Source organism: Chryseobacterium urinae, from assembly GCF_030518295.1.
In the GTDB taxonomy this organism is placed as follows: domain Bacteria; phylum Bacteroidota; class Bacteroidia; order Flavobacteriales; family Weeksellaceae; genus Chryseobacterium; species Chryseobacterium mucoviscidosis.
This window is the reverse complement of sequence record NZ_JAULSJ010000012.1, coordinates 78,976-91,731: the sequence shown is the minus strand read 5'-3', so window position 1 is coordinate 91,731 and position 12,756 is coordinate 78,976. Positions and strand designations below refer to the sequence as shown.

The following is a 12,756-nucleotide window of genomic DNA, read 5'->3' as shown; positions in this document are numbered from 1 at the left end:
TTTTTGATATTTTTATTTTGGATAAAAATGTGTTTTTATTTATAGAAGAGCAATTAATTGAAATTAAAGATTCAGATCAAGTGTTGATTAAACTTTCAAAAAAACGTACTTCAATCAAATAAAAAATCCCAAGCCAATTTGGCTTGGGATTTTTTATTTGGAATCAATATTTGTTTGATGATTATATTCAAAAATATCCGCAGCTTCTTTATCCCATCGTTTCCTAGGCAGCAATACGATTGTTGTGAATAAATCTCTTTTTTTATCATAGCTGTCAATTCTTTCAAGCCGTCCTCCATAGTCCTTGTCAGCAAGCGGATTAAGAGAATAGGGTAGAATAGTATCGGTTTTATTTAGATAGAAAATACTGTAGGTCTCTCTACTTATAATTTGGAATCTTTTAAAGTGTTTTTTTCCATAAAGTACAGTGTCATTTAGATTTTTCCGTTGCTGATAGTTGGATATAGGTAAGTCAATCCACATTGCTCCGTACCTTTTATTTTTGACATTTCTACCATTTTCAAATTTTTGATCTTTAAAAATCAAAGATTTTGACTGTAAAGTATTTCCAATGCTGAAATATAATGAATCACGGATATAATATACACTGTCAATTATTTCTGGAATTTGAATATTGGGGACTAATTCTATTAAGTCCTTATCCTGGTAGTTCATTTTGGACAAAATGATCTGTTGGTGCTCTTCAAGACCTTTTGAAGCACTGTAATAAATATTCGTGACTATATCAATTCCACCTCTTTTACTTTGAATTTTTTTTCCCTTATTACAAGAAACTAGAAATAAACAAAAGAATAATAAAGCAAAAACTCTCATAGATATTAAATTTTTCGGGAATGGCTCTGCTGATTCTTTACCTCATTAGTTTCCGAATTATCCTTTTGAAAGGCCTGCTCATTAGAGTTGAATCTTTTCATCTTATTATCATACAGATTCAGCATCTTGTATTGGGGGTTGAGAATTGCTTTTCCTTCGACTATATTATTTTTCAGATCTGAAAATTTTACCGAAACAATATTGCCTTTTTCAAGTGATTTGGTGGTAATTTCTCTGTGCTTATCGTTATCAAAATGAAGTTTTGCTTTATCAATGATCTTTTCAATGTCAATTCCGTAGTTTTTATTAAAAACCTGAAGCTTGAAATTTCCTTTTTCATTCTTTTCTTCATTCAATTGTAGCTTTACAAAAGCATCCTCTTTTGCATCCAAATGTTTATTATAAATCTCCGTTTTAACAGATCTGCCTTCTAAAAGATTGATCGCTTCTTTAGCCGTAAAGTTTCCATTAGCGGAAAATGTATGGTTTAAGTTGACATCCTTCTCATTGTTCTTAAGATTTGCAAGGAAAGAGTTTAAGTAGAAGTTTTCATTTTTTTCAGATTTTTGAAATTTCAGCTCAAAATTGATTTCATTGTTTTTGAAAGATGCTTTATCTGAAGAAATATTGATGATAAATTCTTTTTTATCTGAAGCTAAATTATCAGCCAGTTCCGTATGAACTTTTTGTTCTTCGCCAAAACCTAAATACTTGATCTGATCTTTTAAATCTTGTAGATTTCTATTTTCTTCAGGATGCCCGTTTTTTAGCCTGTTAACTTTATTGTATTCTGTTTCCAGGTTTTGAAGAATTTCTGGCTTCTCGGTTTGTTCTTTGGTGAGCACTAATGAAGTACCGTTCAAATTAACGCGTAGTGTCTCATTTGGATTTAATTTCTGCCCCGCTTTTTGCAGCATATTAACCAAATTATTAGGAGTGGACATTTTTTCAAAAAACGGTTTCTCTTGATTGGGCAGTTCGATTTTTACTTCTAAATCGGCTTTTTTGGATTGAAATACATTATTTTCCATGTTGTTAATATTATGATTGTTATGTAATTTGTTATCTAAATCATTTATTTGCTTGGATCGAAAATTTAGCAATCCCGAGAGTAGCTGCAGTCTTTCGCTGTCATTTTTTATAATTATTTTGAAGTCTGCTCCTGAGGAATTAAAAGGTGAAATAGTTAGATCAATTCCGGAAAACATTTTTCTCTTGTTTTGAAGATTTTCTATAAGAGAGTTATAGCTGTCAATTTCACTTGAGATTGAACCACGGAGCCCTTCTTTTAACCAAATACTGTTGTTTGTATTTCTAAAGTATTCAGATATAATCTCAACTTCTGATTTTAATGCGTCATCGCTTTTCATTATTGCTATATATTTGGATGTGAGGTTACCAATAGAGATTTCTATCACTCATTAAATGTGATAGATCATAATTGCGAATTTTAAAGATCTTATCATTTATACCTAACAGAAACAAAATTTTACTTTTCGTCTGCTGTTCTGTATCAAGTATAATCTGAATTGATTTATACTTTATCTTTAGATAATTTTGACCTTTTAGCTGAATGGTTTCAGAGACAACTCCTTTATCTAAAAGTTCAAGATAGAGTACAGTTAATTCAAAATTTCGCAGTGAATGAAATAAATGAATCTTTGGTACGACAAGATTTTTCTGAATGTATCGTCTAAATAAAAAGGATTTTATTTCTTTTTTATTTTTTGACGCGGTAATGATAATTAGCGAATTCCTTAGATAATCACAATGTTTATTTTGTAAAAAAAGCATTGCTTCCAAAATGTATCTGAAACAGTATATATTATGGATGATCAAATCACCAAAATGATTTATAATCTGGTAAAAAGACTTTGTCTCTAGTGATGAGCCATCTCTGTAAATAATAGTCCAGCTATTCTTTCTGAATCCTAAAAAGTAGAGATTTCCATTTTCACTGATTTTTCCCTGAAATATCTTTAGCGTTTCTAAGCTTAGGAGCATGATAATTATCATTATTACCGTCCTCTGGAATGAGATGTTGACCTTGATGCTTCTTCTGCATCTCGTTTCTCTTCCTCTTTCTTTTGATTAGCATCTTGATACATATCTGGATCGTTAACCTGAAGATTAATATTGCTCTTTTCTTTTTCCTTATTAGTATTTTCATTTAAAGAGGATTGAGAAGCAGAGATTTCTTTGCTGACAATATTAAGGTCAGTTATGATATTTTTATTATCAGGATATTGCTCTGATTTCGATTTCAGGTGTGCTTTTAGTTTTTGAAGCTCGACCTGATATCTTATACTTTCTTTTTGTAGTTGATTTTCTTCCTGCATTCTAGCAAGCTTCTGAATGCCTTTTATGATCAAGAAACTAAGACCGCCATCCGTCGCAAGGGATAGTATCAGGAGTGATTTTGAACTTGCGCTCAATTTAGCCTCATTTTTTGATGCCGGACTTATCTGTATGGTGGTTTCATCATCTAACTTAAGCTCTTTACCTTTTCGTAATTGCTGAAGCTGTTTTTCTGAGATATTGTGACCGTTAACATTTTTGAGCTCGTATTTTGTTGTATCCACATCTTTTATCGTATTGTCTTTTTTATCCAATTCAAAAATCCTGGACTGGAACTGCTTATTTTTTTCTTTGAACGGGTTTATTATAAAAACATTATCAAATTTTGCGAGTTCCTTTTCATCAGCATCATCTATTTTAAGAACCGTTTTTTCAACACCGGTCTGAATAATCTGAATTTTATCTCCAACTTTAAAATCTTTAAGACTATCTTCAAGCTTGTTTCCGAAAAAGATTGTTTTTCCCCTTTCGTTTTCTATTTCAACAAATGTGGTCATTTCGTTTTCCGGGTTCTTATTAAAGTACCCTGTTCCAATATGAGTGATGTTTCCATAGTCAGCCATCACTTTGTAAAGATTTCTATTGCTTGAAGAAATTTCAAAAAGTTCGGCAGTTGAAAGGTCTTTGTGATTGACTATATCTTTATTATAAACATTGACATCAAGCTTATCGTCATTTATTTTAAAAGTGAGCCTGTTTTTATCATTTTCGGCAATGAGAATTCCTCCTTTAAGAAAATCATCAATTTCTTTTTTTGAGAGTTTCTCGGAAAAATGATCCTGCTGATTCATGATTCCGAACTTTCTAAGTTCATCTGTAAGTAAGGTGCTAGTATTTTCCATAATTGTAATCTGAAATTGCGTTGTTTGTTTTTATTAAGTCATTTAAGAAATGAACCGGATCTATATATTTTCCTCTTTCTTTCACTGAAAAATGCAGATGCGGTGCAGTGCTTTTCCCGCTATTACCACTTATAGCGATAATATCACCGGCATAGACGAAGTCGCCCAATGAAAAAAAAGTTTTTTGCAGATGCAGATATATGGTCTCAAAATCGCCGTGCTGTACTTTGATGTAATTTCCTGCACCATTACTGTAACCTGTATCACTAATGATTCCATCCAATACTGCAAATACATAATCGCTGTTAGCCCGCAGGTCAACACCGGCATGAAATTTTTCAATTTTATCGATGGGATGAAAGCGATGCCCGAAATTCGAGGTGATCTTCATTTTTTCTAAAGGCATATAAATAATCTGTAGTTCTTCAGTTGGGTATTTTTCGTATTCTAATAATGAAAGTTTTTTATTTCTGTATTTTTTTTCGGATGGATGATTCTCTGACAATGAATCGTCTTCCGACGTCGCTTGAATATCATCATCTTTTTTAATTGAATTGGCTTGTGGAGTAGTTGTTTGCTCAGTTTCATTTGCTGCATTATTCAATGAATCTTTACTCTTCTCAAAATATTTTTTATTCAACTTCCCTGCAATATGGTAAGACAAAAAGCTGGTGGTGAATTGATTTTGTAAAGAGGAGTTCAATCGAATAGTATTGAGTTTTCCTTTATAGGAAGCCGTATTAAATTGAGGTAGGAAATTTGAAAAAATTAACAAATGCATCAGTATTACTGTTTTTTTCATTTTTTTTAAATTTTATGTTGTTAGAGTTACGGATTGAAGTCCTTAATGATCAACTCTACTTCTCTGTTGATTCGTAGAAAGTTCGACATCAGGATTTTCTCTTTATCATTTTTTCCTGACTTGTCTTTAAAGTTATAATACACGGGCATTTCAATATAGTTAGCTTCCTCATCCTCGATACTTTTCATATCAAGATTGATTCTGCCGTGTATGGCCGAAGTTTTATATTCTTCAGTTTGATTATTTTCATCACCTGCGATAATACCCACCATTTCTCCCGTTTTTAATCCTGCTATTTTACCGGCAGGAATGAGGTTATCCATCTTTTCCTGAATTGAAATGGTCGTTTGATTATTATTGATTGACATAGACTGGCTTTTTTGTTTTACTTTGCCAAATACTTTTTCAAGCCAATCCAGTGTACTTTTATCTCGAGCACTGCCACTGAGAATATTTCCGATGATTGCTGTAATCGTGTCTGCAACTTCTTTTTTATAAAATTGGCGGAACTGGGGAATTTCCTGCAGTCCAAGGAGTACAGCTACTTTATTGCTTCTTGCAGTAGCAATTAAATTATCTATCTTATGTATATAAATAGTCGGCAGCTCGTCGGCAATAATTCCGCTTGGTAAATTGCCTTTGGAATTAATCTGTTTTAATAGTCTATTTAATATGGTAGAATATAATGCAGAATTAATATCCTGTGTATTGGGATCAGACGCTAAGACAATGATTGTAGGGTTTTTTCTGTCAGAAATTTTAAGTTTGACATCATCACCTGAAAATACCCAGAAACTTTCCTTCGTTGCCAATCTGGATAGAAATATCTTAAGTGTTCCGATCTGTCCTTCCAGCTGGTCGAAAGCCCTGTTATCAAAAGCCGATTTAAAAGTTGATAATAGAGAATGCAGCTCTATATTGGTGAAAAGAGTATTGAAAATTTCCTCGTAACCACGGTTCATAAATGAAAGCAGATGCGGTAAGGTCGAAAATCTGCCCTCTTCATATTTTGCAAGAAAAGCGATGCATGATGCTAGAAAATTGATGGCTGACTGGGTGAAAAACTGATCACTTCCACCTCCTGACCCACCACCTTTTTGAAGTGAAGACACCATTGCTTCCGCCATTTCCTGAGCTTCTGCTAATGTAGCGAGATATTCTTTTCTTAAAGGATTGACTCTTTTTGATCTTTCAACTTCATTAAGATTAATTACCGCAAACTCGTGCTTATAGCTCTCGTCATGTTGCCTTTTCAATTGATAATGATAGTACGCTATCTTTCCCAAATCTGGAAATTTATAATCATAAATACAGAGACAAAATCCTTTGCCAATCAATTGCCTGATCGCCGGATTAATAATTCCAAAAGATTTACCACTACCGGGCGTTCCTATTACAAGTGTACCTCTGAATGGATTGATATTAATCCATCCGTGATTCATCCGTTTGTTATAATAAAATAAGTAAGGGATGTTGATTGAAAAGTCATTCGTAATTAATTCCTTGTTTTGATCGAATGATTCTTCTTCAATGTTCCAGCGGTCTTTACCAAGCTTGATTTTCATAATCTTGCTGATGTTGTCAGCACCTAAAAGGGTTATTAAAACACCTACGAATGAAAGTAATGCGTAAACAGCCTGATAGATATTAAAATAGGGAGTAAACTGCGGGATGTCTTTTCTAAATGTATCATCTATAAATGCCAATGAACCAAACATCATCAGTAATCCAACGACTATTGGTAAAAGGATTGATTTTGTAATATTAATATCTTGATTTTTTTTTGGCTTTGTACCAATTGCAATTAGTATGATTAACAGAAGTTCAGCAAGTTTGGCATGGTACGGAGGAAATAGAAATGGCATTTTCGCAAATGATTTCAATAGCTTTGGAAGTATCGGAATCTGAGTACCTCCAAAAAAGATAATGCTGCATTCAATCAAAACCAGCATATAGACTGCTTTCTGAAAGAATCCGTAGATTTTTTGTTGTTCTTTACTTTCCTGCATTGTTTCTCAAATTGAATTATATAAAAAGCAGACAGCCAGGAGTTCCCAGCTGTCTGCTATACTTTAGATGTAAATGAATATTAAAAAGTGTCAGCCTGTAAAATATCTGAGTATTTAATCTCCAGATTAATTGTTCTGCCGCTGATTTGATTTTCGATCAGCCTGATGTTTAGAACCTTGTTATTCGGATAAGTGAATTTCTTAAAAACGAAAATATTTCTGTAAGACTTTTTAAATGTCTTTAAGTCATACAGACGGAATACAGGCTCTATCTCAATAGACTGAACATTCGTGGCTTTGTAAACCTTTTTATCATCGATAGAAAACTTAAGTTTGTCAATATCATAGATGAGATTTGTATTGTTTTTAAAACTAATATCTAGAAATACATAATCACCAAAAGCGTATACATTATTAAGCTGCGATTCGATTCCCAAATCTCTGTTTCTACGTATTTTATTTGCTTCTTTTTTTCTGATAATCTCCACCGAATATTTTCTGAGTTCGGCACTGGACATCTGGTAATCCGGATATTCAAGAGCCTGCATGTCTTCAGGTAAAATTTCAATGTTGGTCATTATAGTCGCACTGCTGTCAACTTTATAGATCAGCTTGTACTGAGCCATAAAGGATTGTCCGACAATGGTAACAATTCCTAATTCCTGATTATCATAATAATAAATCGGAGTTTCCTCTTTTATTCTAATACTGTCGGTAGCGGAATGGCTTTCCTCTTCAAACTGTTGTATTTTAATTCTTACAACATTTTCTGTAGGAAGATCGCCTATAAGGTGTTTCGTACTTAAATCAACAAACTGAATAGGCTGGGGGCTCCTGAAATGAAGATTGACATTACCTGTAATATAGATTTCGGGAAGATTATTTTTATATACTCTCGATAGTACTGTATTCTGAGCGGATGTCTCCGTAGAAACAAGCATCAGCATAAGGATAATAATGAAATTTTTCATAGATTATGGATTGGTGTTTTTCTTATAAATGTTCTTTTTCTTTTTTTCAAGTTCTTTGTTGTCAATGAGGTAAACGAAAGAATTGTATTTAATTTTTGCCTTGTTTTTCCGTATTACGTCCGATATTGTTTTTGAGGTGGATTGATATACTGAGCTAAGCGTCGTGGTAAAAAAATCAGCGCTACCACTGGAAAGATTTTGACCTTGCACAATGTTTTCTCCCATAGATCTTGTCATTTCACGGAATGCCGAACTTGGGACATACAATCCTTCCATGCCATCAACATCATAGATATTGAGACTGATAGGAAGAATCTCGTTCTGATGCATTACCGATACGATGTTAAGGTTCACCCTTTGCAGTGAAAATCCACTGATCAATGCGTAAAGGGGAGTACCTTTCGATATTTTTGCATTTCCGACGTATACATCTTCGAGTAGGCGAATCCTTATTCTGCTTCCTGCAAAGCCCTTAATGTTTTCGTCGATCACAGCTTTGATAAAGTTATTTTCACGTTGTCTGAAGATCGAATTGAATTCTGTGCTTTTCGAGGCTTTTGTTACATCCAATGTAGAATTGAGAAAAAAATCCATCTCTTTCTCATTTTTCTTCATTTTCTCAATGGCTTTGGCTTGATTTTTAAGTTCAGGGTTGTTTGCTTTTTCGATACTATCCATTAACATCATCTGCTCTCTCATCAAGGTCATCTGATCCTTTTTCCAGTCGGAATTTTCAGCACTCCGAGTATCAGCTTTTCCTGAATTGTTTACCCCGTTATTGTCACCATTGAGCATTTTTAACATTTTCATACTTCTGTCGTACTGATCATCCTCACGTTCTTTCGACTGTTTAGCATCCATCGCGTTATAGTAGGACTGTCGATTGGCCTGTCGGGAAAGATTATTCAGACGTTCTTTTTCTCTGACATAATTCATACTGTCAATATGCCTTTTCTGTCGCTCTGAAAGATCATCATCAAATTTTTCAAGACTTTCATGCTCATCACCGAAACCGTCAATCATGGTTCTTCCATCGGTTCTTTTATCAAAGAAATCAGCATAAGCGTCGGCCTTTCCTTTAATTTCAGAGCGTTCTCCAACTTTTCCGAAATCGGTGGAAATGTCTTTACTCTCAGCCAGTTTATTTTTGTCTTTTCCTGAGTTTTCCGTGAATTGAACATAAAAATACCCTATCATTAAAACGAATGGCAGGGCGATGAGGGGAAGAACATATTTAGGTTGTTTTAAATTGAGTTTTTTCATCTTGAATTATTTATATTGTATTTATCGAGGAGGTATTTAATTCTCGAACTATCGGAAGAACTCAATATCTTTTTTTTCCGATAGTAATCAAGTTCTTTCAGCGCTTCTCTTATACCCAGAATTTTTTCTGTCTCTGTAAACGGCGAGTTGAATGAGGTAGCAGCATCCTTTAGGACATTTTGCTTTTTCATCGTTTCGTATTCAGGAATGGAAACTTTTTGTATGTAAATCAAGCTTCCAATTGAGAATAGGGTGGACAAAAAAATCAATCCAAACATGAGATAAAATGTTCTCTTCGGCTGACGTTCTGCAAATTGTTCCACACTTTTCCATATGGTTGATGGATTTTTACTGATGATTTTATTTTGCTGTTCCATTATCTAAATTTTTCTTTTACGGAAATGTCCGAGTTATCTAATGTTTTCCATTTTTCGATCAGAACACCATGAGGATTATTGGGAGATCGGGGAAGATCTTGCAAAAAACCTTCAGTGATCAATTTTCTGACGATAAGCTGCGTCTTTCGGTTAATGGTCTGTTTGCCATAGTAAATAAATTTTAAGTTCTGCTCATCGAGTTTAATGCTGTCTGCTTTTATAGTCATCACACTATTGGAAGAAATGATCTGGTTGTAAAATCCCTTTTCCTTCAGATTCATATACTCCTTCATACCACTGTCATCGATCAGATACAATGCTTTTCGTGTCTGAGATTTTATATAATCGTCATCTGCTGAAAGTGTGAAAAATAAAGAATGAAACATATCGACTTGAGCTTTATATTCAACAGGTCTGTTTAGGAGCAAATCGGTCTGCTTGACTAAAACAGGAACCCCGTTATCTAAAATATAGATGGATTTTCTTGCATCTTTTATCTGTTTATATGAGAAAACAAATCCTGCAATAACGACGATGACTGATAAAATTATGCAGCCAATGGAAGTTACTTTATTGATCTTGATTTTTTTTTCAATGTTTTTTACAACTGCCATAATTATCCTTTTAATAATGAAACTCCTTTAGTGGCTATTGCCATTCCTGCTTTTTTCATCTTACTCATGGCTCCTGTATTACCACCGCCCGACGGAATGATATAATTGGCCAGGGTAGGAACACATAATATTCCTACGGCTGTAATTAAAAAACAGACGATGACCAATCCAAATGACATGATCCCACTGCTAGAATAGGTAAGCAGCAAATCCATGTTCTTTATACTGCCGTCTGTATTGATAATCTGATCATATCTCTCAATTTCTGCCTCAAAGGCAAATAGCTGAAGGAGGGTTCCGATTTTTAAAATAATAAATGCCACAAATCCGTAAAGATTGACATTGATGAATCTGGAAACCCATTGAGAAAGAAAACTTGAAAACGCAGGAAAAACTGATAACCCAACCGGTATAGGACCGATAATAATTAAGATGGTCGAAAATATCAGCTGGATAAAAAATATCCCATAGACACATATTCGAAGTATCCATAACCCAATCAATTCCAGCGCGCTCGATATGGCTAATTGTAAACCAACCTGTAATCTGAGATAAAGTTCATAGACAGGACTCATAAGACTTGTTAATCCATCTCCAACCATATCCAGTCCTTCTTCTATTAAAGATTGGTCTCCGGCTTCCTGTTGTTGGATTTCAGCTTGTGCTTTAGCTTGCTCTTCAACAATTCTGTCTACAACCTGCTGCTGTTTTTTAAAACGTACCCATCTTAAAGAATTCAATTCCTGCTGACTCTCAACAAAGCTGCTCTCTGAGACGTCCTGAAGCTTGATTAGAGGAGTACGGAGAATACCGACAAATGATACCCAATTCACAATAACCAGTCCAATGGCGAAGGGTTTTAGCATCGGTACTATTTCCCATTCACGATCTCCGCCTATCATCTGCCATCCTATATTCCCCAGATAGAGTAGTGCGCCTAAACCCGCTACAGCCTGTCCAAATAATATAAATTGTCCATATTCTGCGGTCATAAAGCTGTCGTAAAGCGGTAGGAACTTTTCAGTAAACCAGCCTTCCAATACGCCCTCACCCTGCAGAAAATCCATTGCTTTCTGGTAATATTCATCACTGTGTGTATCCTGTGAGAATGCAAAGCACGGAATGAATAAAAGCATTATTTTCATAATGCTTTTTAAAATCTTTTTTCGTTTCATAATTTTTTTAACTATAAATGCCCCGTCATTACATCCATGAATATCTCTGCATCTCTCCGTTCTTTTGTAATCTTTCCGGGATTTTTTGTTTTGTAACTTTCAAGTTTAACTTCGGCTCTAAACCTGTTCTCTCCCTGCTGGTTTAAGTACGCTAGGTATTTTTTCATTTTTCGCCATTCGATAAGGCAGTCATGGTAGGCAAGAATCCTTTTGCCTCTCGGCATATCTGCACTTTTAGCAAATTTGTATTTGTCCTGAATGACGTTGATCTTTCGCCTGCATTCTCCGATGATGCCGTAATTATTGAATCGTTCCCAGGCTTTCGAAGAAGTAAATCCCCACTGAGATAATGCCGAAGATCCGGTGTCAAAATTATCCAGACTGTTCAGTACATCTTTATAATAAAGCAGATAAAGAGGATCAGCCCCTGAGGTCGCACTGGAATAATGATAGAATTCTTTCAGGTTTTCTTCATATGTTGTCTTTGCTTCTTCCTGAATATCGCTTGTTTTGTCCTGCTGTACCAAGGTTGTTGCATATCTTTGGTTTTGCAATCCCGCCAGTCCTAAAGGTCTGATGTCATTTCCGCCTTTGTAATCACGGTTTCGACTTGGAGCCAGCCAGCCCCATACCATGGCATAGGCATAATTAGTCTGTATGCCCAAAAAGTATTTTGGTTCAGGCTGCCAGTCTCCCCATTGATAAAAGACCTGCCTTTTCTCCTGACCTACAATGTGTTTGTCCTTAACTCTTTTTATGGTCTGTCCCTTTACGAAAGATAAAAGGGGAAGAAATGATAGTATTAATAGTATGTTTTTCATAGATTATAATTTTACCAACCGTTTAAATTCTGGTTATAATTATTAATAATATTTTGGATTAAACCTTTGTCCCGTATATACCAGCTGTTGAAAACACCAATATGACGGAAGTATGGTTTTTTTTCAGCATTCCTCAGGTAATTGATAATGTGAACTGTCCAGCCATTCATAATTTTTATCTCATGCTGTATTTTTGAAAGAATTTTCTGCCGATCGTAGCTGTCCATAAGAAAATCATTTTCTTCATTGAGAACCGATTCGCTTATATTTTCATATGAGTTCATCGCATGCAGATAAAGCTTAGAATAATAATTCATAATCAATACGGCATACTGAGGTTTTTGAGCTGAAAGCTCCAGCATTTTCTCCATGTTTCCAATAAGTTTGGTAAAATCATAGTATATGGCTTCAAGCTGTTTTCCCTGCTTCAGTGCTGAATTGACATTACGAAGCTGATTATATATGTGATTTTTTATGACCACAACCTGCACAGCCTTTTCCTTGATATCATCGTAAGCTTTTCTTTGTTTCTCGTAAGAATTTTGGTAAAGCTTTTCAGAAGCTACTCTTGCAGCCTGGTTGGCCGTTACCTGAGCCTGCAGTTCTAAATTATAATAGAGCTGATAATAGGTTTGTGACTTTGCATTATTCAGTAAAAGCAGAAAAAATACAATTAGAAATGTTTTCATT

At 34.6% G+C, this 12,756-nt stretch carries 12 protein-coding genes; all 12 read right to left on the bottom strand.

Going from position 1 to position 12,756, the window contains the following annotated elements; translation table 11 throughout:
* Positions 1-153: 153 nt before the first annotated feature.
* Entirely contained in the window at positions 154-834 is a 681-nt protein-coding gene (locus tag QWT87_RS09730; RefSeq protein ID WP_002977304.1) for a hypothetical protein, read from the bottom strand.
* 5 nt (positions 835-839) lie between these two features.
* The gene (locus tag QWT87_RS09725; RefSeq protein ID WP_185205013.1) at positions 840-1,865 is read right to left on the bottom strand and encodes a hypothetical protein; all 1,026 of its coding nucleotides are present in this window, start codon (positions 1,863-1,865) and stop codon (positions 840-842) included.
* Between the two features lie 987 nt (positions 1,866-2,852).
* Positions 2,853-4,034, bottom strand: a complete 1,182-nt coding sequence (locus QWT87_RS09720) for a hypothetical protein (protein ID WP_002977307.1) — start codon at positions 4,032-4,034, stop codon at positions 2,853-2,855.
* Positions 4,021-4,836, bottom strand: coding sequence for a M23 family metallopeptidase (locus QWT87_RS09715; protein ID WP_002977308.1), 816 nt, complete (start codon positions 4,834-4,836; stop codon positions 4,021-4,023). Before QWT87_RS09715 ends, QWT87_RS09720 begins: the two co-directional genes overlap by 14 nt.
* Before the next feature lie 26 nt (positions 4,837-4,862).
* Complete coding sequence (locus QWT87_RS09710; RefSeq protein WP_002977309.1) at positions 4,863-6,845, bottom strand: type IV secretion system DNA-binding domain-containing protein; 1,983 nt, start codon at positions 6,843-6,845, stop codon at positions 4,863-4,865.
* An 80-nt stretch (positions 6,846-6,925) separates the two neighbouring features.
* Positions 6,926-7,816, bottom strand: a complete 891-nt coding sequence (traN, locus tag QWT87_RS09705) for a conjugative transposon protein TraN (RefSeq protein WP_002977310.1) — start codon at positions 7,814-7,816, stop codon at positions 6,926-6,928.
* A 3-nt stretch (positions 7,817-7,819) separates the two neighbouring features.
* Positions 7,820-9,079: a conjugative transposon protein TraM gene (gene traM, locus QWT87_RS09700; protein WP_002977311.1), complete on the bottom strand. Its 1,260-nt coding sequence runs from the start codon at positions 9,077-9,079 to the stop codon at positions 7,820-7,822.
* A complete protein-coding gene (locus QWT87_RS09695) occupies positions 9,076-9,456 on the bottom strand; it encodes a hypothetical protein (RefSeq protein ID WP_002977312.1) in 381 nt (126 codons plus the stop codon). The genes traM and QWT87_RS09695 overlap by 4 nt, the downstream gene beginning before the upstream one ends.
* Positions 9,456-10,070, bottom strand: coding sequence for a conjugative transposon protein TraK (gene traK, locus QWT87_RS09690; protein ID WP_002977313.1), 615 nt, complete (start codon positions 10,068-10,070; stop codon positions 9,456-9,458). The genes QWT87_RS09695 and traK overlap by 1 nt, the downstream gene beginning before the upstream one ends.
* A gap of 2 nt (positions 10,071-10,072) precedes the next feature.
* Positions 10,073-11,245 carry a hypothetical protein gene (locus QWT87_RS09685; protein ID WP_002977314.1) on the bottom strand — a complete coding sequence of 391 codons (1,173 nt, stop codon included), beginning with the start codon at positions 11,243-11,245 and terminating at the stop codon, positions 10,073-10,075.
* A gap of 11 nt (positions 11,246-11,256) precedes the next feature.
* A complete protein-coding gene (locus tag QWT87_RS09680; protein WP_002977315.1) occupies positions 11,257-12,066 on the bottom strand; it encodes a hypothetical protein in 810 nt (269 codons plus the stop codon).
* A gap of 11 nt (positions 12,067-12,077) precedes the next feature.
* Positions 12,078-12,755 (bottom strand): hypothetical protein, encoded by a 678-nt coding sequence (locus QWT87_RS09675; RefSeq protein WP_050791097.1) that lies wholly within the window; start codon positions 12,753-12,755, stop codon positions 12,078-12,080.
* Position 12,756: the final 1 nt, after the last annotated feature.

Coding starts and splice junctions, on each gene's coding strand:
- QWT87_RS09725 (WP_185205013.1), bottom strand. CDS start 1,865: ATGGAAAATAATGTATTTCAATCCAAAAAAGCCGATTTAGAAGTAAAA.
- traK (WP_002977313.1), bottom strand. CDS start 10,070: ATGGCAGTTGTAAAAAACATTGAAAAAAAAATCAAGATCAATAAAGTA.
- traN (WP_002977310.1), bottom strand. CDS start 7,816: ATGAAAAATTTCATTATTATCCTTATGCTGATGCTTGTTTCTACGGAG.
- QWT87_RS09720 (WP_002977307.1), bottom strand. CDS start 4,034: ATGGAAAATACTAGCACCTTACTTACAGATGAACTTAGAAAGTTCGGA.
- QWT87_RS09675 (WP_050791097.1), bottom strand. CDS start 12,755: ATGAAAACATTTCTAATTGTATTTTTTCTGCTTTTACTGAATAATGCA.
- QWT87_RS09730 (WP_002977304.1), bottom strand. CDS start 834: ATGAGAGTTTTTGCTTTATTATTCTTTTGTTTATTTCTAGTTTCTTGT.
- QWT87_RS09685 (WP_002977314.1), bottom strand. CDS start 11,245: ATGAAACGAAAAAAGATTTTAAAAAGCATTATGAAAATAATGCTTTTA.
- QWT87_RS09715 (WP_002977308.1), bottom strand. CDS start 4,836: ATGAAAAAAACAGTAATACTGATGCATTTGTTAATTTTTTCAAATTTC.
- traM (WP_002977311.1), bottom strand. CDS start 9,079: ATGAAAAAACTCAATTTAAAACAACCTAAATATGTTCTTCCCCTCATC.
- QWT87_RS09710 (WP_002977309.1), bottom strand. CDS start 6,845: ATGCAGGAAAGTAAAGAACAACAAAAAATCTACGGATTCTTTCAGAAA.
- QWT87_RS09680 (WP_002977315.1), bottom strand. CDS start 12,066: ATGAAAAACATACTATTAATACTATCATTTCTTCCCCTTTTATCTTTC.
- QWT87_RS09695 (WP_002977312.1), bottom strand. CDS start 9,456: ATGGAACAGCAAAATAAAATCATCAGTAAAAATCCATCAACCATATGG.